This is a genomic window from Halobacillus sp. A1-3 (genome assembly GCF_050971765.1).
Lineage (GTDB): Bacteria > Bacillota > Bacilli > Bacillales > Halobacillaceae > Halobacillus > Halobacillus mangrovi_B.
On sequence record NZ_JBPCEO010000003.1, the window covers coordinates 381,256 to 405,468 of the forward strand.

Annotated in this window: 24 protein-coding genes and 1 pseudogene; 23 read left to right on the plus strand and 2 right to left on the minus strand. The window is 35.4% G+C overall.

Annotation, left to right across the window (positions count from 1 at the left end):
* The first annotated feature begins 25 nt into the window (after positions 1 to 25).
* From ACRYKC_RS07375 to ACRYKC_RS07460, 18 genes and pseudogenes are all read left to right on the plus strand, one after another.
* Positions 26 to 343, plus strand: a complete 318-nt coding sequence (locus tag ACRYKC_RS07375) for a DUF5592 family protein (protein WP_433806090.1) — start codon at positions 26 to 28, stop codon at positions 341 to 343.
* 60 nt (positions 344 to 403) lie between these two features.
* Entirely contained in the window at positions 404 to 1,063 is a 660-nt protein-coding gene (locus ACRYKC_RS07380) for a TraC-like domain-containing protein (RefSeq protein WP_433806091.1), read from the plus strand.
* Between the two features lie 3 nt (positions 1,064 to 1,066).
* Positions 1,067 to 2,989 carry a VirB4 family type IV secretion system protein gene (locus tag ACRYKC_RS07385; RefSeq protein WP_433806092.1) on the plus strand — a complete coding sequence of 641 codons (1,923 nt, stop codon included), beginning with the start codon at positions 1,067 to 1,069 and terminating at the stop codon, positions 2,987 to 2,989.
* Between the two features lie 2 nt (positions 2,990 to 2,991).
* A complete protein-coding gene (locus ACRYKC_RS07390; protein WP_433806093.1) occupies positions 2,992 to 4,092 on the plus strand; it encodes a lysozyme family protein in 1,101 nt (366 codons plus the stop codon).
* A gap of 15 nt (positions 4,093 to 4,107) precedes the next feature.
* The gene (locus tag ACRYKC_RS07395) at positions 4,108 to 4,686 is read left to right on the plus strand and encodes a hypothetical protein (RefSeq protein ID WP_433806094.1); all 579 of its coding nucleotides are present in this window, start codon (positions 4,108 to 4,110) and stop codon (positions 4,684 to 4,686) included.
* Positions 4,683 to 5,549: a hypothetical protein gene (locus tag ACRYKC_RS07400; protein WP_433806095.1), complete on the plus strand. Its 867-nt coding sequence runs from the start codon at positions 4,683 to 4,685 to the stop codon at positions 5,547 to 5,549. Before ACRYKC_RS07395 ends, ACRYKC_RS07400 begins: the two co-directional genes overlap by 4 nt.
* Positions 5,550 to 5,797: 248 nt before the next feature.
* Positions 5,798 to 6,049: a hypothetical protein gene (locus ACRYKC_RS07405; RefSeq protein WP_433806096.1), complete on the plus strand. Its 252-nt coding sequence runs from the start codon at positions 5,798 to 5,800 to the stop codon at positions 6,047 to 6,049.
* A 2-nt stretch (positions 6,050 to 6,051) separates the two neighbouring features.
* Positions 6,052 to 7,215, plus strand: coding sequence for a MobP2 family relaxase (gene mobP2 / locus ACRYKC_RS07410; protein ID WP_433806097.1), 1,164 nt, complete (start codon positions 6,052 to 6,054; stop codon positions 7,213 to 7,215).
* Positions 7,216 to 7,224: 9 nt separating this feature from the next.
* Positions 7,225 to 7,653 (plus strand): hypothetical protein, encoded by a 429-nt coding sequence (locus ACRYKC_RS07415; protein ID WP_433806098.1) that lies wholly within the window; start codon positions 7,225 to 7,227, stop codon positions 7,651 to 7,653.
* Positions 7,654 to 7,692: 39 nt separating this feature from the next.
* Entirely contained in the window at positions 7,693 to 7,974 is a 282-nt protein-coding gene (locus tag ACRYKC_RS07420; protein ID WP_433806099.1) for a hypothetical protein, read from the plus strand.
* Positions 7,961 to 9,454, plus strand: a complete 1,494-nt coding sequence (locus tag ACRYKC_RS07425) for an ImmA/IrrE family metallo-endopeptidase (protein WP_433806100.1) — start codon at positions 7,961 to 7,963, stop codon at positions 9,452 to 9,454. Before ACRYKC_RS07420 ends, ACRYKC_RS07425 begins: the two co-directional genes overlap by 14 nt.
* 59 nt (positions 9,455 to 9,513) lie before the next feature.
* Positions 9,514 to 10,419, plus strand: a complete 906-nt coding sequence (locus tag ACRYKC_RS07430; RefSeq protein WP_433806101.1) for a toprim domain-containing protein — start codon at positions 9,514 to 9,516, stop codon at positions 10,417 to 10,419.
* Between the two features lie 50 nt (positions 10,420 to 10,469).
* Positions 10,470 to 10,649, plus strand: a pseudogene (locus ACRYKC_RS07435) (recombinase family protein); the annotation flags it as partial.
* A 272-nt stretch (positions 10,650 to 10,921) separates the two neighbouring features.
* Positions 10,922 to 13,180 (plus strand): N-6 DNA methylase, encoded by a 2,259-nt coding sequence (locus ACRYKC_RS07440; protein ID WP_433806102.1) that lies wholly within the window; start codon positions 10,922 to 10,924, stop codon positions 13,178 to 13,180.
* Positions 13,181 to 14,533, plus strand: coding sequence for a restriction endonuclease subunit S (locus ACRYKC_RS07445; RefSeq protein ID WP_433806103.1), 1,353 nt, complete (start codon positions 13,181 to 13,183; stop codon positions 14,531 to 14,533).
* A gap of 510 nt (positions 14,534 to 15,043) precedes the next feature.
* Positions 15,044 to 16,069, plus strand: coding sequence for a restriction endonuclease (locus tag ACRYKC_RS07450; RefSeq protein WP_433806104.1), 1,026 nt, complete (start codon positions 15,044 to 15,046; stop codon positions 16,067 to 16,069).
* Between the two features lie 523 nt (positions 16,070 to 16,592).
* The gene (locus ACRYKC_RS07455; RefSeq protein ID WP_433806105.1) at positions 16,593 to 17,645 is read left to right on the plus strand and encodes a hypothetical protein; all 1,053 of its coding nucleotides are present in this window, start codon (positions 16,593 to 16,595) and stop codon (positions 17,643 to 17,645) included.
* Between the two features lie 30 nt (positions 17,646 to 17,675).
* The gene (locus ACRYKC_RS07460) at positions 17,676 to 18,719 is read left to right on the plus strand and encodes a hypothetical protein (RefSeq protein WP_433806106.1); all 1,044 of its coding nucleotides are present in this window, start codon (positions 17,676 to 17,678) and stop codon (positions 18,717 to 18,719) included.
* Positions 18,720 to 19,065: 346 nt separating this feature from the next.
* Here ACRYKC_RS07460 and ACRYKC_RS07465 read toward each other — a convergent pair whose 3' ends face one another.
* Entirely contained in the window at positions 19,066 to 19,284 is a 219-nt protein-coding gene (locus tag ACRYKC_RS07465; RefSeq protein ID WP_433806107.1) for a hypothetical protein, read from the minus strand.
* A gap of 142 nt (positions 19,285 to 19,426) precedes the next feature.
* On the opposite strand from ACRYKC_RS07465, the gene ACRYKC_RS07470 reads away from it, so the two are divergent.
* The 5 genes from ACRYKC_RS07470 (at position 19,427) to ACRYKC_RS07490 (ending at position 22,781) form a co-directional block, all read left to right on the plus strand.
* The gene (locus tag ACRYKC_RS07470; RefSeq protein ID WP_433806108.1) at positions 19,427 to 19,651 is read left to right on the plus strand and encodes a hypothetical protein; all 225 of its coding nucleotides are present in this window, start codon (positions 19,427 to 19,429) and stop codon (positions 19,649 to 19,651) included.
* Positions 19,652 to 19,698: 47 nt separating this feature from the next.
* Entirely contained in the window at positions 19,699 to 19,992 is a 294-nt protein-coding gene (locus ACRYKC_RS07475) for a YolD-like family protein (protein ID WP_433806109.1), read from the plus strand.
* Positions 19,993 to 20,635: 643 nt separating this feature from the next.
* On the plus strand, positions 20,636 to 21,112 hold the full coding sequence (locus ACRYKC_RS07480) for a Panacea domain-containing protein (protein WP_433806110.1): 477 nt from the start codon (positions 20,636 to 20,638) through the stop codon (positions 21,110 to 21,112).
* Complete coding sequence (locus ACRYKC_RS07485; protein ID WP_433806111.1) at positions 21,096 to 21,737, plus strand: hypothetical protein; 642 nt, start codon at positions 21,096 to 21,098, stop codon at positions 21,735 to 21,737. Before ACRYKC_RS07480 ends, ACRYKC_RS07485 begins: the two co-directional genes overlap by 17 nt.
* 384 nt (positions 21,738 to 22,121) lie before the next feature.
* On the plus strand, positions 22,122 to 22,781 hold the full coding sequence (locus tag ACRYKC_RS07490) for a RipA family octameric membrane protein (RefSeq protein ID WP_433806112.1): 660 nt from the start codon (positions 22,122 to 22,124) through the stop codon (positions 22,779 to 22,781).
* A 149-nt stretch (positions 22,782 to 22,930) separates the two neighbouring features.
* Here the strand turns inward: ACRYKC_RS07490 and ACRYKC_RS07495 are convergent, their stop codons facing one another.
* The gene (locus ACRYKC_RS07495) at positions 22,931 to 23,986 is read right to left on the minus strand and encodes an HNH endonuclease (RefSeq protein WP_433806113.1); all 1,056 of its coding nucleotides are present in this window, start codon (positions 23,984 to 23,986) and stop codon (positions 22,931 to 22,933) included.
* Positions 23,987 to 24,213: the final 227 nt, after the last annotated feature.

Here is a 24,213-nt window from a genome sequence, read left to right on the forward strand (position 1 = left end):
TTGGTCCGCGTTTTGTTATGAAGGAGTGTTTTTATTGCAATACAAAATTCCAACTGAAATTGAAAGTGAGTTGAAGATCAATCGTCTGTTTTACCTTACAGACTTACTTGTGGTCCTCATCCTTGGTGGCATAGGTTTTACATTCCGATATGTCGTCCATTCTTCTTTCGTTTGGTACTATGCGATCTTTTGGATCTTATTGATGGTTGCTTGGTTGATTCGCCCCAAAACGAACCCAAAGCTTCGTATGGTAAAAGCCTTGTTTTTAGCCGTGACAAGGGACCGTGTGACTTATTGTGCGATCGATAAAAATGAAAGAGAAATTTCAAAAGATGAAGAGTAGTAAGTATACGAAACTAAAAAAGAAATTCAGTGGAAAAGTTCATTATAGGGAGGAGTTCAAATGAAGAGGAAGAACAATGGCCATACTTTCTTTAAAGAAAACAGCACCGAAAAAATGGCTCTTTTTGATGAGAGGAAAACAAAAGAGAAAAAGAAGAAAAAGCAAAGGTCAAAAGCTAAAAAGGAAAAGAGAGAGGTGGCCATTCCATCCATAGCTGAGCTTCTTCCCATTCAAGACATGACCGAGGAAGGATCCTTTCAATTAAAAGGAGAGGGGAGCTATATGGACGTGATGCAACTTCATAGTAAAGACATATATTCGCCATCTACCCAAGAAACGGAATACGACATTATGAAGATGGCCAAGTTCTTTCAATCATATGCGCCTGATATCAAGATCGTTTCTATGAATTTTCCGGTTAATATGAAAAAACAACTAGATGCGATTAATTACAAGATTGCTCAAAACAAAGCGCCTCTATATGAGCGTTTTTTAATTCGAAAAAGAGAGGAGCTGCACTTTTTAGAGACCTACCGGACGAACAGAGAGTTTTATTTATATATTTACGCGACGAGTCTTAAACAGCTTGTTGAGTACAGAAACAATTGTCGGCGCTACCTTGGTCGAGTCGCTCCGATCATTGAGTTAACCGATGAAAAGAAACTTGATTTGCTCTATAAGTTATACAATCAAAATTCTAAACTAGAAAAGAGGGGTTAAGGAATGTTCTCATTTCTAAAAAAGAAAAGTGATGCCGAGGAAAAACAAGAAAAAGGATATAACCCTTTCTTACTGGCCCATATCCAACCACAAGGAGGAGTTAAATTTCAGGAATCCTTTATTCGTAAAGGAGATGGTTATGAAGTCTGTATTCATGTCTATTCCTTTCCTAAAAATGTTTCAGACTTTTGGCTAGAACCCATTTTCAATATGGAGAATGTCATTACTACGATGGATATTGTCTCGGACGATCGATACAAAGTCCGAGATGGTTTAAACAAAGGAATGGCTGAACAGAGTTCCAGAATGATTAATGAAAAAGATAATGCAGGCATTATTGAAGCGCAAAATAACTACGATGATTTGAGGGAGCTATACAATCAAGTCTCTGAGGAAGGGGAAATCGTTAAACGTGTTCATCTTAGGCATTATGTAAGTGCTCCAACAAGAGAAGAGCTGGAAGACAAAGTGAAAGCCGTCTTATCGACGTTACAAGAAGAGAATTTTCGAGGATCCATATTCTTAAATGAACAGGAATTTGAATGGAAATCACTTCTCACAAAATATACCGAACAATCGACTTATCGAAACAAGAGGGAAGGTCATCCGATACCCGCCTTAGGGTTAGCTGGTGGCTTTCCTTTTCATTTTACTAGCTTAAACGATCCATATGGTACCTTCTATGGCACGACACTTACGGGAGGAAACGTGGTCTTTGATCTTTTTCATAGAGATCAGCAGCGTAAGAGTTACAACGGGGTCATGATCGGAGCGATGGGGGCAGGAAAATCTACCACACTTAAGAAAATTATGCTGGATAACGCGATTAAAGGATATAAGGTTCGGACGTTCGATGTCACAGGAGAGTTTGTGGAGTTAACAGAAGCTTTAGGCGGGAAGCAAATTGCGCTAGATGGATCAGACGGGGTGATCAACCCTTTGCAGGTGTATCGAACGGCAGAGGATGAATATACGTCCTTTACTCAGCATTTATCCAAGTTGACGACATTCTATAAATTCTTGGCACCTGAAGCGAATGATAGTGAACTGAAAGAATACGAAAATCTATTAAGAAATCTCTATGAAAAGCTTGGATTATGGAAGGATGATTCAGAATCAAATATAACCGAACTTACTGTCCATGAGTACCCTATATTCACAGATTTTCTTTCCTTTGTTGAAGAACAACTCTATGAAAATATCAAGGAAGGAAAGCAAAGGGAGAAGTTGAGTCAGGAAAGGAAACGACGTTTGGAAAGCATCGAATTAAACATTCGGAATCTTGTAGAAACATACGCACACCTCTTCAATGGAATATCAACCATCGAACACTTTGATGAACAACAGGTCGTCACTTTTACACTCAGGGGTCTATCTCAAATGAGAGCCGAGGTTTTCCAAGCGCAATTGTTTAACGTACTCAATCTCTTGTGGGACTCCATGCTAACGAACGGATCTCCTCAGTTTGATGCGTATAATCGAGGAGAATTAGCTTTTGAAGATGCCGTACGATATCTCATTTTAATGGATGAAGCTCATCATATCATTAACACAAAGAAAAAGAGTGAGAGTGCACTCGATTTCCTTACAAAATTTAGCCGTGAGGCAAGGAAGTACTTTGGTTCTCTCCTCTATGCGAGTCACACGATTCGCGATTTTGTCCCAGAGGGTTCGGATCAAAGTATGGTAGAGGAAATCAAGAAGCTTTTTGAATTGACCCAATACAAAATTATTATGCAGCAGGATAGTAATAACTTAGAGATGATGCAGCAAATTTTCATGGGGCAATTAAGCCAAAGTGAATTAAAAGACATCCCTTACCTCCAAACAGGAGAGACGATGTTAAGCATCCGTGCAGTTGAAAACATTCGTTTCAAGGTGGAGGTATCGGACGAAGAATTAGCCCTGTTTGGAGGAGGTGCATAAGGATGCCTTGGTCCCTTCTCCTTGGGTTAGTCCCTCGGAAAGTATGGCTATGGTTGATTGGTATTCTTGTAGTTCTTTTCCTTCTACAAATGCTTTTGTATGCTTCTGTCATTACAGGGCTGATCGGTTATCAAAAATCTTCCTCAAGTGAGGATGTGAGATCCATTGATGTAGTAAATGGAACCGCACAAGTTTCAGCTGCCCTAGAAGAGTACCGTCCACTGTTTGAAAAATATGCCGATAAGTATGGGGTGTCCAAGTATGTAGAGCTTCTCTTAGCCAAAACGATGCAGGAATCGGGTGGACGTTTAGATGATGTGATGCAATCAAGTGAGTCTCTCGGTCTACCTCCAAATACGATTGAAAATCCGGAAAGAAGTATTAAGGTCGGTATCCGATACTTCTCTGAGATGCTGGAGAAAGCAGGGGGAGATATTAAACTAACTCTCCAAGCGTACAACTTCGGCGGAGGCTTTATTGATTACGCAAACGAACACAATAATGGGGAGTATAGTAAAGAGTTAGCGATCGAATTCTCTAGAATGAAATACCAGGAATTGAAGCATACAGGCATGTATTCATGCATTCGACCTGAGTCGGCAGAAACGGGAGCGTGTTATGGAGATATTGGCTATGTCGAGGCCGTTTTAAGTTACCTTAAAGGCGGAGTTATTGAAGCAGATCTAGAACCAACGGGAGATTGGGTGATGCCCATTGCAGGAGCTCTTACACAGACATCCGATTACGGAATGCGATCAGATCCTTTTGATGGAACACCGGACATGCATAGAGGAATTGACTTTGCTTGTACGAACGCTGTAACACCTATTCAAAGCGTAGATAACGGGCAAGTTGTTGAGGTAGAAAGAAGTAACTCTGGCTATGGAAATAACGTTCTTGTGAAACATGAAGAGGGGCTTTATAGTCACTACGCTCACCTGTATGCGATAAGTGTACAAAACGGTGAGATGATCCAAAAAGGGTCAAAAGTAGGCAAGTGTGGTTCGACAGGAAACTCTACAGGACCCCATCTTCATTTCGAAGTCATGACCAAAAATCAATATCGTTCGGACGTAGATCCTGCCCCATATCTTGGACTTTAAGGAAGGAGAGCAAAGATGAATAGACACGTTCTTTTTGGGGTGTTTGTCGCTCTATTAATCGTTCTCACATCGGTTAATATCTATGCGACACGTACGGCATTGAATGATGATTTACAGAAGAGGTTGCACCAATTGGAAGTGAAAAACGAAAAGAATATAGAAGAAAAAACTGCATTAAAAAAGACGTTACAAAAACAGGAACCTGCTGATATTCAAGCGAGATATGACGCTTTAGTTAAGCAGGTTTCTTCGTTTATAGAGGTAGCTTTTCAACAGAATAAAGAGACCTATCAAGAAAGGAAAGATAAAGCATATAAGGTAATGAGTAAAGACTTAGTTGCAACTTTCTTTCCTACAGATACCTATAAAGGAGATAGGAAAACAGAGGTAGATGAAGTAGAAATATTCATCAAAACTGGGAATCTCACAAACAATCAAGCAAGCGTATTAGTTAAGTTTAAACACACGCTCTATTCTTTGCAGAGCGATCAAAAGCAGATATCTCCCGTGTTTCTCAAAATAGATGTTCATAGAGAAGAAGGGCACTGGATGATAACAGATTTTCAAGACGTTGAAGAGGAGGGATATACATGAAAAAACAAACGAAACACATCACGGAAGGGACTACAAATAAATATCTTATTGGATTAAGCGTCATGACCATGACGCTTCTTTTTTTCTTAGTTTCTGGTTTTATATTTGGTGATGAAGAGCAGAGTGAAGTTCAACAAACGCCTGTCAATGAACCTCTGAATTTACAAGGGTCAGGTGAACTGACTATTAAGGACTGGGTTTATAATCCAACGAAAAAGCTGATGGTTGTCACCATAAATATCAATAAATCAACAGCTTTATTAGACGAATCGTTGAGCTTTACAGCTCAGGAAAAAGAGCATCCCAAACGCGATCTTCCAACTCACGTAGAGTACAACGACGAAAGCAGATATGTCGTCAGTATCCAACAGGTAAGTCCCTCCTTCGATGTCATGGCCTTAGATGTAAAAAAGGAAAATACCAATACGCTTTTAACGAAAAGGAATGCTCAAAATTCCCTGAAAGGGGGTGAGGAAAAGAAAGAGCTGGCACGAATTTATACAGATCAGCGTGAAGTGGAAATGGACAAGCAATTAAGCATTTTAACAGAGCAAAAGTATGAAGTGGCTGCTGTATCTGAGGAGATCGAAGAGGCGGAAGAAACAAGGAAAGAGAAGAAGAAACGTATCCAATCCATTGATGAACGTATCAAAGAAATTGATCAAAAAAACGTTGAATTAGAATCAGAGCTTCTATACGAAACAGAGGAAGAGAAAAAGCAAATAGAGGCTCGAATTCATCATCTGGAAAATGAAAAAGAGCAGATCAATCAAGAGGCAGCAGAGCATGAATTAGCCATTCAAACCATCAAGGAGAAGATAAAGATGTTACAAGAAAAAAGGGAGATGTTATCAAACGAATAGGGGGCAGAGCTTTCGCTAGAGGTCAACACAGGGTCCGCACATCTCCTGTGCAGGGACCACACATCATGGTGAATACACGAATGATTGTTCCTATTTTAGCCGCACATTGACCGCACATTTGGAGATTTTCTTGATCCCTTGTTTTGCCCGGCTCTGCCGGGATTCACACGCTAAGTGGGAACAAAAACCCCTTATGCTCTTCTCTTTATTCACTAGTATTAGTGTCTTTATCAAAAGGAGTGATTGTAATGGAAGTAAGAATTCGTTATATGGATCCGAAAACTGTTCAACGAATTGACGAACTTGCGGAAGAAAAAGGTTTAAGTCGGCAAGAATTTTTACATGCTCAGTTGCATCAGTTGGCTGTCTTTCGAGAAGAGAACAATCGTGAACAAAGACTCCAGCAATTAGTCGATCGAAACATTCAAACGATGGCCCATTGTTATACAGCCATTCGAGAAATGAACGATCTCTTACAGATTGAAGAACCAGGTGAATAAGCATGAGTGAAACCGTAACGCCTGGAGTAGTTTTAAAAACAAAATTCGTAACAGCAAATAAAAAAGGATTCCAAGATTATGTGCAATACGTGGACCGTGAAGAAGCTAAAGGAAAGGGGGATGCTCATCGGTCCATGTTTAGTTTATATAATCACTATATGGACGATCCAGATAAAACATCTGCTTTGTTTACTCAGCAGTCGGACCACTTGTCGGTGGAAGGAAAGCAGGGCATTAAATCTTTGTTTGAACAGGCACAAAAAAAGAATAGTATCATGTGGCAAGACGTTATTACATTTGATAATGATTGGCTTAAAAACCGAGGCGTTTATGATGCAAAGACGCACACCTTAGATGAAGATGCTTTGAAGCAAGTAACAAGAAAATCCATGCAGTCGATGATGAAAAAAGAGGGATTACAAGAGAGTGCTGTTTGGTCGGCGGCCATTCACTATAACACCGATAACATTCATATACATGTGGCCACAGTCGAACCAAACCCGACTCGTGAGCGCGGAAAGCGAAAGCCGAAAACGTTAGACGCGATGAAAAGTGAAGTCGTGAATGGATTGTTAGATCGAACTCAAGAACGAAATCAAATTAACTCCTTAATCCGAGATCATATGGTTAATTCAAAGAAAGAGAATAGCACCATGAAATGGAACAATAGAGAGATGAAGCCTTTGTTTTTCGACGTGTATAATCACTTGCCTAAGGATAAGCGACAGTGGCACTATGGCTATCAAACGCTGAATCCTATTCGACCGAAGATTGATGAACTTACGACTAGGTATTTAGATAAGTATCATGGCAAAGATATGAAGCAGCTGCATGATAAATTGAATCGAGAAGTGAACGAATTAAAGAGGGCTTACGGGGATGGACCTAAAGATAAAAAGCGATACCAACATTACAAACAAAACAAGTTAGATGATCTCTATAAGCGAATGGGCAATGCGTTCTTACAAGAAATGAAACAATATGATCGACAGCAATATCCTAGACAAACGACACAAGAAAATTCCTCCTATAAGTCCATGCATTCAGGAATTCAATTGCAACGTTCCCTAAGAAGCATTCAACGCTCGTTGGGACAAACGTATGATCAGTTTATCAATGACTTGGATCATCAAAAGTTAGAGCGGGAAATCGAAAGAGGGAGGTAGGGTTACAAGATGAGAAGACGTCAAAATGTTACGCTTCATGAAGAGACAATTACGTTAATCAAAGAGTATCAGGAACAGCATCATATTCGTTATCCTGGTGAAGCTTTAGACCGTATTATTGAGGAATGGGAAGCGCAGAATTCGAAGGACCATTCTCAAGAATATCTCATGAGCTTAATGGCTCAACGCTTTCAAGACGTTTTTTCTGAAGAGGTGAAACGGTTGCGTTTAGCAGCCAATCGAAGCGATAAAAATACACAAGTCCTTCTTGAATTAATGAACGGTTTTGCCATGGATCAAAACTTAGAAAATTGTGTTACAACACCAATCTTTGAAAGTCCAGCGATGAAAGATGCGAGAGAAGCAGTCGAAGAAAGAATCAGTCATCAGCGTCAGAAGAAAATAAGTTCCAGAGATACTCAACCAGTATCAAGCTAATGGTATTCATAAGGAAACATCCAACAAAGGAGTGAAGAGATGCTTTTGTTTAATAGCGATTATGAAGTCGGTGTGTTTAAGCGTTTAAGTGAAAACAATGAGCTCGTGATGGACGTAGGGCAGGAGGAATATACCTTAACTTTGAATAATGAGGAAATGGATGATCTTGAGCAACACTTGGTTAATCAAGAGAACCTACTCCTTCCTTTCCATAAGAAAACAAAGGAACTGATATTAAATACAGAACCCAATTACGATGAGGAAGAAATGGAAGAACTCATGAACATCAGTGAAGGAGCTGAAGATCATGGCGAAGACTAAACGCTCCTATAAACAGAAATCACCGGAAAAGGTTAAAGAGGAGATCCATCGACTGACAGAGGGGATGGAAGAAAGTATTTCTAATCATTTTCATTCTCCTGTACAAATGAAAGAGTATCTAGACTTTATGGGAAAGTTCCACCGGTATTCTCCACCGAATACCGCATTAATTGATTCACAGTTTCCAGGAGCAGAAGCTGTAGGTTCTTACGCTTTCTGGAAAGACAAAGGGTTCTCCGTAAATAAAGGAGAGAAAAGTCTAAAGGTTCTCGTACCTAACCGGCTAGGGCAACAGTTTCAAAATGAAGAGGGCGAATGGAAACCCTTGAAATATGCGACGAAATCAGAAAAGCAACAAGTCAAAGACGGTCAACTCGACAAACGAGATGGCCGTCTTGTTTATTCAACCGGAAGTGTGTTCGATGTTTCCCAGACAACGGCCACTCAAAAAGATCTGCCTCAAATCTTTCCTAACAAATGGATCGATGGTGAGGTAGAAAACTATACACAGCTTCGAAAAGGGATGGAGACTATAGCCGAGAAAAATAACATTCAAATTGTAGAACCTTATGAAGAGTTAGGAGCAGCTAAAGGAGTCAGTTACACAGGTAGAAGGGAAGTCGCTCTTAATCCGCGTAACTCGGAGCGACAAAATACAAAGACACTATTACATGAACTGACTCATGCCAAGCTTCACACAAAGGAAAATATAGATGACTACACCAAACCGGAGAAAGAATTTCAGGCGGAAATGACAGCTTATACGGTTGCTTCTTATTTCAATATTGATACCAGTGACTACTCGTTAGATTATCTGCATCACTGGACTAAGGACCATGAATTTAAAGACCACGAAAGACTATTACAAGAAGTTCAGGCAACGGCTAAAGAATTCATTACATCCATTGAAGAATCTTTAGCCCAAGAAAAAGAAGGGGAGAAAACTATGAGTGCTAAAGTACAAAAACATAAAGTTGAAGAAGAAAAACAAGAAATGGAGAAGTTACCTTCAGAAAAGCTTCGGGATATGTACAGAAGCCAGCTGAGCAAGGCTGAGAAGGATAGAGGGCCTTTTATTAAGGAAGAAAAGGCAGAAGAGGAATATTCTAACCAAGACTTCAAAAATGCTTATAAAAAGGAGCTCATGAACTTTATTGAACCAACAGTTGGAAAAGAATTGGATAAAGATGAAAATAATGACCGACAAGAACGTTTAAATCAGATGCGTGCTTTTCAAGAGACTCACAGTAAGGAAGAGGTCTTCCAGCTTAAGAAAGAATCTCTTCAAGAATTAAAAGAGCTACCTTTAACGGATCGTGGAGAGCAAAGACTGTCTCAAATTGAGAGTAAGCTGGACCGAGAGTTTCATGAAGAGAAAGAAAAAGAAAGCACCACTTCGGAAATGAAGAATGAAAAGAGTAGTAAGGAGGCTGTTCAGCAGAAGGAAAAGCAAAAAGAAAAAGCAGAGATTGAACGATAGGCAGGGAGTTTTCTCCCTGTCTTTTTTTATACCTAAACTCAGAGAGGAGGAAGTGCTGCATGGCTAAACATGTAAGCGCGGACCAAGTGGAGGTTGCTCGTAATGTGGATCTCATAGACTATCTTGAGCTTAAAGGAGAACCGTTGAAGAAAGAGGGGAGGTACTACCGTCACCAAGTGCATGACAGCCTAGTAATTAAAGATCAAATGTATGCCTGGAATTCGAGAGACGAAAAAGGAGCTGGAGTTATTAACTTTGCCAAAATGTTTTATGGCATGAGCTTTCCAGAAGCTGTTCTCGATCTGAATGCACAAGGGTATAAAGTAAAAGACAATTACCAAGAGCAAAAGCCTAAGGAACCTTATCAATATCCTTCCCACTATGAAGTAAACGATAGGACAAAGGCTAAGGATTATCTTACGGGTGAACGGAAGATTCATCCTAGGATTGTTAATTGGCTTGATAATAAAGACTTAATTGCCCAGGACAAGCTTGGAAATGTGGTTTTTAAGTGGAAGCATCAGGGAGAGATAGTCGGTGCGGATCGAAAAGGAACTTCTCCAATGAAAGATGGACGAGTATTTAAAGGGATTGATAGAAACAGCCATGGTTCTGCTGGTTTTTCTGTTGATATAGGTAAGCCGAATTCTATTTATCTTTTTGAGAGCCCGATCGATGCGCTGTCTTACTGGAGTTTTAAGAAAGGGAAATTACAAGATACTCGCTTAGTTTCCATGTCTGGACTTAAGCGCCAGACTGTGGTTGATGAAATTAAACGGATGGGGAAGGAAGGTCATCAGGTAAAAGAAATTACTTTCTGTACGGATAATGATAAGGCTGGACGGGAGTTTGCTAATAAGTTTCAACGACTAATAAGTAAAGAAGTATCTAAAATTGAATTACCTACAAATAAAGACTGGAATAGAGAGATTAAGAAAGAGTATGAGTTAGTAATGGAAAGATAGAGTGAGCAAGTTAATGAAAGATAATGGGTGAAAAATTTTGACATTAATTAGCCTTTGCTAAGCAGCATGATGGTTATAGAGAGGGTAGACCAACCAAGTTTAATAAGAAACAAATAAACTATGCTTTCTACCTCTTAAAGACTAATTCATATAAAGAGGTAGAAAGTTTGAGCGGCATTTCAAAAAGTACATTGATTCGTGCCAAAAAGAGAATGGATAATATAGAGTGAATTTAAACAATAGGGGGTACACAGGGGGCACACCCCCTTTATTTAATGAAGAAAGTGATTAAGAAATTTTTTATTTCATTTTTATATCTTTAGATATATAGGATGAGAGATGTAGAGTAAGCTTGTGACAGGAACTTGTATAAATATGTTATTATTGATGGGGATTATCAATGGAGTATAGAGATTGTAAATGTATTAATAAGGTAATTTGCAATCGTCAAAATAAAAATATCCCTTACATCTTATTTACCATTGAATGGAGTTGTTTTGAATTGACTTTAGAATTAAAGATTGATGAATCACGAAATAAAATATATGCCCCTTTGTTAGGTAAAGAATTAGTTCTTACACCTGAAGAAAAAGTACGTCAAACTTACATATGTATGTTGGTTAACGAATATGGATATGATCTTAAACAAATGCAACAGGAAATGACAGTAAGTAACTCTAAGCGTGGTTTGGGTAAAGCCCGTGCTGATATAGTAATATGGAAATCAGAGAAAGATAAACTAGATAAAAACCGTGCATTTATTGTTGTAGAATGTAAAGCTGAAGAAGTTAAATTGCAAAGAGGAGACTTCTTCCAAGGGGCTAATTATGCCAGCTGGATGCATGCAAAGTTTTTTGTGTGCGTTAATCTAAAAGAACACCGTGTATTTAAAACAGATGAACAAAAAGCACCCTCGGAATTTTTAGATGAAATTACCGAAATCCCTCATGCTAGAGATATAAATGATGAAAAAGTAATCCAGTCAATTTTGGCTAAAAAGAAAACATTTTCCAAAGTAGATTTTCAAAATCTTCTTTTAAAGTGTCACAATACTTTTAGAGATAATGATGCACTTGCACCTGATGCAGCATTTGATGAAATCTCTAAAATTTTGTTTATGAAAATTAATTACGAAAGAAATAGGCAAATGGGAGAACCTGATATATTTTCTTTAGAGGTATTTAAAAAGAAAGAAAAAGACTATGAATTATATATTAAGCCTACATTAACTCGCCAAAACCCTAATTTCAATCTATCTTATATGGATTTTTGGTTTGAAGATACCAAGAATAAGTACTCAAAAGAAAAATTATTTGAAGAAAACGATAAAATAAAGATAAGCAGGGAAAGTTTCGAAAAAGTAATTAAAGACTTACAAACTTATAATTTAAGTGAAACCGATGACGATGTAAAAGGAGTAGCATTTGAGGAATTTTTAAGTAAAACTTTTAGAGGTGCTGGCTTAGGTCAGTTTTTCACTCCAAGAACAATCGTAAAGTTTATGACAGAAATTATAGATCCCCAAGAAGGGGAACGTATATGCGACCCTTGCTGTGGAAGTGGTGGTTTTTTAATTTATGCATTTGAATATATTAGGAGTTATATAGAAGAAAGCATAGGAAAATCTAAAGAGGAAATTAAGGAACAATTATTAGATGAACTGAAAAATACTAAGAACCTTTCAGAAAAAGAATATGAACAGTTGGAAATAAAAGTTACGGATGAAATCAAGGATGTATACAAACAGATAAACCAAGATCTAGATAATAAGAAAAAAGGTACACGCCTAAATAAACTATCTACTGAATGTATCTTTGGCACAGATAAAGAAGGTAGAAGTGCTAGAATGGCAAAAATGAATATGATAATGCATGGAGATGGCCATGGTGGAGTACATCAACATGAAGGATTGCTAAATGTAAATGGGATAAAAGATGAAAGCTTTGACGTTATATTGACTAATCCACCATTTGGCAGCCGTGTTACTGATGATTTAAAAGACCCAACTGCCCCTGATAAAAAAATAGTAGATTATTTTGAAGTAAGCAAATTATCTAAGTTAAAGGAAGTAATGTTTACAGATCGTTGTTTAAACCTACTTAAGCCTGGAGGAAGAATGGGTATTGTATTACCAGAAGGCTTTTTAAATAACTTTAAATTACAATCTGTGAGAGAATATTTTGAAGGTAGGGCAAAAATTGTATTGATAGTAAGCATTCCGGAAGATGTTTTTAAAAATGCCGGTGCACATGTTAAATCTTCGTTAATTTTCCTGCGTAAATTTACAGATGAAGAAGATTTGGAATATAAGAAGATTGTAGAAGAAGCCGAAAATGAAATTAATTCCAAATATGCATGCAGAGAAATACTTAGTGAAAAGCCACTCCTTAGGTTAAAAAAGAAATTAAAAAAGACATCTGATAAAGAAGAAAAGAAAGAGATAAGAGAACGTATAAAATTTGCTAAGAAAGAGTGGAAAAAGCGTCTTGCAGAAATAAAAGAATTGAAAAATATTGAAATTAAAAATATAATCAAGAATCGTTTTGATTATGAAGTACCAGTTGCACAGGTTGATAAGGCTGGAATTACTTCTAAAGGAACAGCAACTGATAATGAGTTGGATGATATTGTTGCTGATTTTAAGGAATATGTAAGAAAGTCCGATGCCAGTATTCTCAATTTAAAGTCCATTATCTATAAATACACATATAAGGATGGAAAAGTTTATCTGAAAAATAACGCTATGTCGGAGGAAGTTTAGATGCAAGGGGCTAAAAGTTATAGTTCTTTAAAGTTTGTAAGGTTTAAAGACATTGAAAAATGGTCAACTTATTCATTAATTGAGAGTAACATCCTCTTTAATGATAAATATCCACTTAAAAGCATTAGTAAGTTCTTAAAAAGAAATAAAACTAAAATAGATATTGAAGATGACAGGATATATAAAAGGCCCACAGTTCAATTGTATGGCAATGGGGTAAAAGTTAGGGATAAAGTGTATGGAAAAGATATAGGTACAAAAAAACAATTCCTTATAAAAGAAGGCCAGTTTATAATATCTAGAATTGATGCAAGGAATGGTGCATTTGGGATAGCTGGTCCAGAACTAAACAATTCAATAGCAACAAGTGATTTTCCTGTATTTGAAATAAATAAGAATGAAATTATTGCAGAATACTTTGAACTTATAACTCACACAGAACACTTTAGAGATATATGTAGAAATGAAAGTAGCGGCACAACTGGAAGACAACGTATAAAAGAAAAAGACTTCTTAAACAATAAAGTGCCCTTACCTTCACTGGAAGAACAAGAAAAAATTGTTTCAAGATATAAAGAAGTTGTAGCCAAAGCGAATGAAGCAACAAAAAAGGCAATAAATTTAGAAAAAGAAATAGAAGAATATATAAACTCCACGTTAGGAATCGAAATAAAAAAAAGGGAAATTAAAAAGGGGCTACAGTTTGCCTCATTCAAAGATATAGAGGATTGGTCTGTTGATTCTATAATTGGGAAAAAAGAAGTGTTGAGAAATAAGGGATATGATATAAAAAAAATAGGAGAGTTGTGCAAGATTGGTAGTGGTGGTACACCCTCAAGAAAAAAGGAAGAGTTTTATAAAAACGGAAGTATCCCTTGGTTAAAAACTGGTGAGATTAGGGAAGAAATAATTTATGATACTGAAGAGAAGATTACGAAAATTGGCTTGAAACAAAGTAGTGCAAAGCTATATCCAAAAGATAGTTTAGTCATAGCTATGTATGGGGCAACTGCAGGTAGAAGTGCAAAGTTAGGTATTGAAGCTTCCACTAATCAAGCTTGTGCAGTTTTACATCAAATTGATAAAAGCGTTGTTAACACTGATTTCCTTTGGATATATATACAAAATGAAATGAAGAATATAAAGGACTTAGCAAGCGGTAGTGCCCAGCCTAATCTAAACGCTGAAAAAATTAGTAACTATGAAGTAGTTTTACCCCCTTTAGACACACAAGATTTGATTGTAGAAAAAGTCAATAATATGAGGGTAGAAATAGAAAATCAAACAAAAGCTTCGGCTAGCTTTCATTTAGAGGCAATTGAAGAATTTAAGAAAACAATTTTTAATCTGTAGAGAAAAAAGTATTGCTTACTTTTTCAAGATTTCCCTAATGATCATTTTAGGAGTTGTTCGTGGGAAGACGTAAAGAATTAACTGAAGAAGAATTTTAAAAATTAGTAAGAAGGTTTGTTAATATCCTTCTCTTCTTAGTGTTACTATGGAAAGTAATAAATATTAACAAAGGTAATTATTGAGAGCATACGTTCGCATCCATCATAGAATTAAATTAGCTTATTGAAGAAGCAAAAGAAAAGAAGATATATATTAGTAGTTAGAGCATCCTGATGGGGGTGCTTATTTTTATATTTAATTCGATTGCCATAAAGTTTAGAGGTTTGAACAATAAATATAATAAATCGATGACAAGGAGATAATTTTGAAATTTAATCAAGGGAGGTGATTTTATAGTGCAATTGTGATTTAGATGAATGAAGGTACCCTTACAAGCTACACTCACTCATAATTTAGAATATATTAAACTGTGATAAGATGGAAAAAAATAATTGGAAGAGGAGGAGACAGATGAGCATATGGTTGTTTCGTGCTGGGAGGCAAGGGCAGCACGAGAATAAGTTTTTGCAAGATAAGCGGGTTTATTTAACCTGGGATGACCTAGATACAGATTTATCCACTTTTAATGAAAAGGAGGAGCTCTATCAGAAACTCATTCAACTATATGATCTTGAAAAGGAAAAGAAGGCTGTAAATTGGGCTTCGCAAATTTGGCCTATTGCTCACCGTATGACAATTGGGGACTGGGTAATTCTTCCTTCGAAAATGAACCGAACGATACATATTGGAGAGATTACTAGTGAGTATCAGTACAAAGAGTCAAACGGGAGCCCTTATTACCATTATCGTGATGTGAATTGGTTTGCGACGGATATTCCCCGGGATCGTTTTGAACAGGACTTACTGTATTCATTTGGCGCATTTATGACGGTTTGTAAGATCAGGCGAAATGATGCGGAGAAAAGATTACGTGAGATGTATCGAAACAACTGGCATGTCAAAAAAGAAAAAACGATTGAAGATCTAGTTGATGAAAATGAAGAACAGGTTACTTCTGACTTAGATGAGTACATTTATGACCAGATCTCCAAGAGGATCATTCAGCGATTTAAAGGACATAACATGGAAAATTTAATTGAAGAATTGCTAAAAGCTAAGGGGTTTACCACATATCGTAGCCTGGAAGGGGCAGACCACGGCGTTGATATCCTGGCTGCCTCGGATACGCTCGGATTCGGGCAGCCAAGAATTTGTGTTCAAGTTAAAACGTCAGATACACCTCTTGACCGACTTACATTAGACCAGTTAATTGGTACAATGAGTAACTTTAGTGCAGATTTTGGTTTACTGGTTTCATGGAGTGGGTTTAAAAACTCTGTGATGAGAGAAGTTCCAAAGCAGTTCTTTAAAGTACGCTTATGGGATTCGAAAACGGTAATCAATGAGATCTTCAAAAATTATGAGCATTTAAGTGACGAAATTAAAAAGGAGATTCCCATAAAGAGAGTCTGGATGTTGGATGAGGACGATGGCTAAAATAAGGGGGAGCCAAGTATAACATGCAATAAGAAACAAGACTATTCGGGATCATGTAAAAAATGAATAAGAATAATGGTTTAATGATATGTTTCATTTCATTTATTTTAGCCAATCATTCAACCAATAAATCATAGATAAAAAACCAATATATTCAAGGACTGGGGGGTTACCATGGTAAATATGGAATTTGAAATTGAGAAGCATATCTGTGTCTAAGAGAATCTCAAAAGTAATGGAAGAAGGAACTCGATCTGATCAGTTAAAATAGACGAGAACAGAAATATGACTTTCGGTAGGGCACCCGGACTTAACAGAAAACAGTATAGAGGGAAATTCCCTCACGATTTTTTTATGTTCGTTTCTGAGATCAACAAGCAATTGTTAAGTAACTATGAAAATTTGGACGAAGATATTAAGACTGATATTCCAATAAAGAGGGTATGGACAGTAGCTAATCCAAATGATTAATGATTGTGCAATGAAGGTAAGTATTATAATTTTATTTAATCCATCTAATTAGATGAAAGCAGAAAAAGGGATATACTCACTTTATAAATTTAGTTGTAATTTAAAGAAGAAGCTAAAATATTTATTTGGATTGGAGGTTATGAATTTGTCAGTTGATTATTCAGCGAGGGAGTTAGAAAAGATTTTGTTAGAAAAAGGAGTATCTGAGTCATATATTGATAGAATTAAAAAGGAACAAACCCTGAGAATTGAAGAGTATAGTATTTATTATGATTTTCAAAAAGGACAAAAATTACAATATATCCCCGTAGATCGGATAAAAAGTCTGAGTAGAGTGCCATTTAACGTATCATGGTTTGATTTAGCTTTAGCGCCTGTTGATGTAAACATATCTTCAGACCGGTTGAATAGGTGCATGTACCATTTAAGTAAAAGTGCCGATCTTAAAACATATCATAATTTTTTTGAAAGTGACCGTTGTCGTAATGTAAACCCGATTGAATTTGAATATTACGATAAAGATAATATATATGCAGCAAGTAAAGGAAATCATAGAAGTATTTATGCTAAAATAACCAATGCACCATATATAAAAGCGGGAACCGTCAAATTCATTTTTAATCAAGAAAAGTATAATAACTATATGAAGTTAAAATCAGCATTTTACCAGTTTGAGAAATTATTAAACACTTTTTGCCTATCTTATTTTAATAATGGGGAATATGAAGGCCTCTCTTACAAAGGAAACGAATTTATCTTAGCTTCTGACAAAAGTTTTTTGAATTCTTATTTTGAATACAAGAAAAATAACTTTCCTTTTTTAGAAAGTGTAATTACGCAAAATCTTATTTCTGATATTATTGACGATTTGCAATATTTAACTGAAGAAATAAAAATTATTAATGAGAAATCAAGTGAATATAAACGTTTTTTTAAATTTATCAAATGGATTAAAGTAAGAAGTATAAGAAATTGGATTTTTTCTTCATATCATTACCTGCTTAGGGAGCGAGATAAGCACTTGTATGATTCAGCCCTCTTAATCACCCAAAAGGATCTGAATTTTCAAACAAAAGATCCTATAGATTTAATTTATTACTATTAAGTATTTAAAGTGAAATGAAGGAGTATTACTATGTCGTTACAAATTCCCTTTAATATAAAATTTCTTAAAAATCATTTAGAAAATTTAACTACTGACCAGTTTGAAGAGGTTATTCAACAATTATTAGTTTTTGCTAAACCTAAATACCGTTTAACTCCACTAACAAACGATGGAGGGATTGATGGATATGAAAGAACACAAGCAGGAAAAAATAGGTTCGAATATTGCATTTATGGTGTCCATACAAAACGACCTAATCCCTTAAAATATACAAAAAAAGATAAAATAAGAGAAGATTTTGAAAGCGCTCTAGCATACATTGAAAAGAAAAGAAGATCAGATGGATTTGAACATGTGCTGAAAAAGTTCATTGTTGTTTCAAATTATGTGTTAAGTCAAGAGGAACGCGATTACTTTGAAAAGATGTGTGAGGCTAATGGGATTAAGTTTGAAGAGTATCATCCTGCTAAAATAATTTCTCTATTTAGTACTGAGAATGACATGTTATATCTTGCATCGAGCTTAAGCTATATAAATTTAAATGTACCTTATAGTGATTTATCAACTCACAAATTTACTGAACAAGCTTTAAATGACCTATGTGATTATAAATATGAAAATAAGTCAACTACTGAAAAGTTCAAACTATTAAACTCGATAATGTCCACAATTCTTATGTTTTCTTCTATTAATCCCATGAATGAATCCAAATATAAATTTTATGCAATTTCTAAGCAAACTAAAATACCTTCAGAGTTTATTTCCACCTATACTTATATAGATGGAAGGTTTATAAAAAGAACCTCAAGCGATATATTAGTCATTCCAATTAAGCCATGTCACTTTATATTTGATAATAAGAAAAATTATTTATTTTACTCAAGTAGTCTCTCCCCATTATATAAGCTATGTCTGAGGTTAAATATACAATTAGAAAGACGAGGTGATTATCTAATAGATGTAGCATTGGCTGAATGTTATAAAATAGATAAAGGAATGTTTGAGTGGATGATTAATAAAAGGCGTAAAGTATTTTCTTTAAAAGAACCCCAACATGAAAAAGCATTTTTGTAATTAGATAATATTTTCTCTTTTTACTAGGAAAAAGATTGGTTGAACTTGCTGCTATTAACTCTTTTTTATTGACTGGGACTCGACTGGAAATAGTTCATAAATGTTCATATCTTATTTAGGTTTAAGTTTAACTGTGAAGCCTTAAAACATTATTGTGTAGGTATTTTGAATTTTATTTTTAAGTATTTATATTAGTCAGGGAATGGGCGGAATGATGTGATATTCTTCATAAGTATTTATAGAGAACTTTATCTTCCTTTAAGTCAACAATAAATTGCCCCCTCCAGTTCAGAACTGGAGGGGGCAATTTTGCAGTAACAAAGCACATTATTGTTCTTTTGTTATATTAATGTTTGAGATCAGAATCTTCCTTTAGAAGTTCTTTCTCCAACTCACCAAAAAACTGACGAAAGAGGGCAAGTCTTCCTTCTGCCTCTTTCATTCTCTGTTCTTGCTTTCCGGCATATATGCAGATTTCTTCTACCACATTAATAACTTCCTCACTAGGATTATGTTTCTTTATTTCAAATACCCATTTCTCCATTTTTTTCATCGTCTGTTCCATTAATAATCCCCCCTTATGTATTTATTAATGGTTATATTCTCCTAACTAACGACAAAATCCTTTATACTTCCAGTTTATTTTCACAAACTAAGTGGTAGTATAAAAGAACAAATGTTCGTATAATTTTATAGGAGGGGATAGGATGAATGGAATAAGGGAACGTTCAGCTGAGAATAAGGAGGAGCTTGAAATGATCTATGTATCATCAAACGGTGAAATGTCCCAAAGAGTCATTCAAATTATTGAAATTCGAGATCAGACTATTCTGGCTTATTGCTACTCGCGTAGAAAAGTAAGAACCTTTAAGCGTGAGAACATCCTGTTGTTTCCTTACGAACAGAAAAAATGCATGGAGGGTGTAGTATAGTGGATAATAGGAATAGGGATAGAGGAACAATTAAGTGGACATCTCTAATGCTTCCCGAACATGTTGAAATGGTTCAGAACTTGTGGAAGGAAGATAATCGGATAGAAAAGCCACTCATGGATGAGCAACAAATTGAAGAAATGAGTTGTACTCTTCAGAGAGCGATGAGTGATGGGATTTCAGTAGAAGTACAATATCATAATGGATTTGATTTTTCATTCTTATTAGCTAAAGTAATTAGAATGGATGTTGGCACAAGAAAGATAGAATTTTTTGATCAAAAAAATAGAGAAGATATAACCATTAAATTTGATGATATTTGCAATGTAATTGTCCTGTGATTAATCAATTTTGTAAGGAAATTATTAGAAATTATTAGAAATTATTAGAAATTATTAATTCAGGAAATTTTCCACCATAGTCATATTTAATATTATCCTATCCGGCCATTAATAACTGTATAATTAACAAACCACGGCTTACAGAGAAGAGCAGTTGAGTATGTCAGCTTAGATGAGATAGGCACACATACATTACGAAAAACACCTTCGGTAATTACTTTTACAAACATACAAAGGAGGTTGTACTGCTGAAGAATTTTCAATCATTCTACTCCAGCATAAATCATGATAGTATCGACAAAGCAATTGAAGGGATTCAAGATATGAGCTCATCTATCGATGAGTTCTTTTTTTATGTCTCCTTATTAGTTCGATTTTATAAATAATATTTAATTTATTTTAAAGAAATATATTGAAGTATGAAGGAGTTTGAGAGGTTAAAGGATTTCACAAAATATAAGATGTGGTCAGCATCGTGTAGTAATAATTGGAATTATATGATAAAATATGCAAAAAAGAGTTGCCTATTAGTCCACATTTTCCTACATCTAAGTGAATAAATAAGTTATAGAAGGGAAATTACTTATTTAAGGTGGTGAAACTAATGGGCAAGCTAATTCCTTTTCGAAAGGGGATATATAGCATGGATTATGTAGTAACAAGACCAATCCAGGTCACGGATGTTGCTAATATGTTATTAAGCATTTCCCCAATGACACACAAAAAGTTACAGAAATTATCTTATTATACTTATGCGTGGTACTATACGCTCTTTGGGGAAGAGCCGTTCGAAGAAAACTTTCAAGCTTGGGTACATGGCCCAGTTTCACCAGAATTGTACAGAAAATATAAAGAACATGGATGGCAAGAAATACATCAATCTGAAATTGATCCACAGTTGATTGAAGAAAATCCAGCCTTGTGGAATTTTGTGAACTTTGTTTATGAATCATATGGTCACCTTAATGCAGATGAACTTGAATTTTTAACACATCAAGAAGCACCATGGTTAGAAGCTAGAGGGGAATTGGATGAACTAGAACCTTGCGAAACAGTGATTAACAGAACTACTATTCGTAACTACTACCAAACGGTGTTTGAGCATGACCAACAGGAATAACTCCTTACCTGATTTTAGCCAAAATCCTATACCTCAGGCTCGTTCGCATGGAACTAAAGAAACAACTCGTCAAGTCTTTCAGAAAAAAAGTGAAGATGAAGTTAGGCGTTTACGAAAAGAGAAAGTTTATTTTTCATTTCAATTTTTAGATACAAAGCATGAAGCTTTTAACTGTGGTGGAGTTACAAATGGTTGGTTCATGCATTTGTTTAATAATCTTAATGCTATTTCAGAACTTTCTATGACAGAATTCGAATCTCAAAGGCAGCATTATGATATTCATGCTCATGATTTTAACAAGACAGCGCATGATTATAAAGAAGCGATTCATCCTAAAACTCTGAGTCAGATTTCTCCTGAGAATATGATTCAGTTTCGTTTGTCTTCATCAGGTGGAAGGGTTCATGGTATCAAATATCACAACAAGATATATGTAGTTTGGTTAGATCCACATCATAATATGAATCCTGATGAACGATACGGTGGAGCAAAATATTTTGATGCACCTTTGACACCTTATCAAGAACTTGAAATGGAACTAAAAGGAATAAAAGAAGAACATAAAACATTGCGTGAGTTACTTAAGGCTGAAGGACTCGATAACTTATTGAGTGAGAACACCTAGCCATTTTCTATGGAGAGGTGTTTTTAATTTTGATATTAATGTAATGGTAGAAGTACTGCAGAAACCTGTAATTGGCAAGGTTGGGACGGCACAGAACGTTCACTTATAAAAGAGTTAAACATTATCCATGGCATGGTTATAGAATATATAAGGAGATAATTTTTACGGTATTGCAAAGTAAGAAAATAAATAATGTGTAAGGCATAATGGAAATACCAAGCTTTTTAAGAGTTTTTCGAGCTATACAAGAAAATATTGTTACTGTTGAAATAGAAAAGACGATGAATCCACAGTCAAAAGACTATGACTATTTCTAATGGTTCTTATCTGATTTAGAATTACCCTATAACAGTGCTTTTGAAAAATCGAATAAAGGAGGCATATATGGACAATCATGGGGAAGATGCTTGGTATTCAGAAACCTTTGAAACTACAAAGGATAGAAGTAGATTAAGAGAAAATGCTTTAAAACAAGCTTTGGATATAAGGAAATTCGAAATTGAATTATATTGGAAACGGGCAACATATTTTTGGGCTTTTATAGCAGCTACTTTTACAGGCTACTTTGTTGTTCAGAGGATAGAAGAGCCTCCAAACTATTTACTTGTGTTGTTATGTAATTTAGGTTTTGTCTTTTCATATTGCTGGTACTTAGTTAATAAGGGGAGTAAGTACTGGCAAAATAATTGGGAGAACCATGTCGATAGGCTTGAAGATAAGGAAATGGGCCCCCTTTACAAAACTATTCTTGAAGGTGAGAGTCTGAAAAAAAGCAATATATCAAAAGAATTTAGCTTTTCCGTTTCAAAAATAAATCAAATTCTAAGCTTTTATATAATGATATTATGGGTTGTATTATCACTACGAGAATATTTCCTTCTATTTAATTTGGGTTTTCTAAATAACCAGTGGATTACAATTGAACTTCCCATTATGCCAAGTATAATGCTTTTGATAACAATTTGGTTTTTAGCATTCACCTGGTTTAATGGTACTTCTGATGTGGATTCAAATAAAAAGGTCATTATTAAAAAAAGGGATTAATATTTGGTCTCAAAAAACACTCTCTGAGCTCAATTCTTTAAAGAACTGTAGTCTAAATAGAAACTAGACTATATCCAGAGTCATACTGGTAATAGTTAACCCCTTGCATAAAAGCCCAAGGTAAAAGTACCCTGGGCTTTTAGTTCTTTCTATCTGGATAGGAATATATTTTCGTTGTGATATGCAATGTTTTTCTTATCAATTTTATGTTTATAAAACAAAGTTTGTGTGTTAAGTGGGTGTTGCGGATTGAAATGAATAACCTTATCATTCTCTAAATCTAAAGTAATAGCCCCACGGTCAAACATTACATGATGGTTGGGACAAAGAACAATCATATTATCTATAGAGTCTTGGCCAGAATGACCACCTAGCGGTCTGATATGATGAACCTCCGAAGAATACATGTTAGGTCCTACTTCTATTCTTTCTCTACAAATCTGACAAGTGTTATTATACTCCTCTTTAAGGAATGCTACAGGTTTTTGGTCTCTTCTTACTTGAGTAATTTTTGAGGTTTTTTTAAGAGGCATACCTTTGGATTTTACAGTTTGATAAAATTCTTTTCTTTTGTATGGGATAGTAGAACCGATGGGTTCTCTTTGTAGAGCATCTTGTGAAACGTTATTTACCTTTGAATTTTTTGTCTGGCTATTCTGTTCTTGGGCTTCTTTTACTTTTTTAGTATTATTATTAGGCTTATTTTTTTTAATATGATTAAGTATTTCCTTTGAATCGTATTCTACAATGTCACCATCGTTCGTCTTCTTTATTAACGGCACTTTAATGTATTTTTTATTTCTTATCTCTTTTATTTCTAACAAAGGTTTTTTGACATCATCAATATAAGCTTTCTTCAGTTCCTCAAATGAGAACCCTCTCAATGTAGAACCTACATCTTTTATGAGTTTTTTTGGAGAGTCGTTACTAAACAACAACGCACCTCGAATAAAATAATCTCCTTTCATTTCCCAACTCTTATTCGCTTTAGTATTTTTTACTTTATTTCTATTCATCAGATAGGTTTCGTATTTAATAACAAGTCTGCCTTGCTTCATAACTTTAGGGTAGTCATTCTTGTTTTCTTTCCCGTTAGAGAAGTCTTGTAGCACTCTTCTCATATCAGAAGTAAGCTTTGGTGTACCATTAATGATGGGAGCTTTGAATAACAAATCTCCGTATATTACTTCTTTATATTTAGGCATGATTTATTCATCTCCATTTATTGGTTTTGTTTACAATAAGTATATCCGTGATTAGAACTAGGAGGAAGAGGTAATCCTATCTTTTCCAATTAAAATGACGACATTTGTTTTCCTATATACCTTTGACATTGGCTCTTATAGAAAAAATAAAGGGTTGTTTCAATTTTCTAAGCTTTATTAACTGAGGTGCAGTAATTTTTATATGGGGAATGAATAAATCACAAATG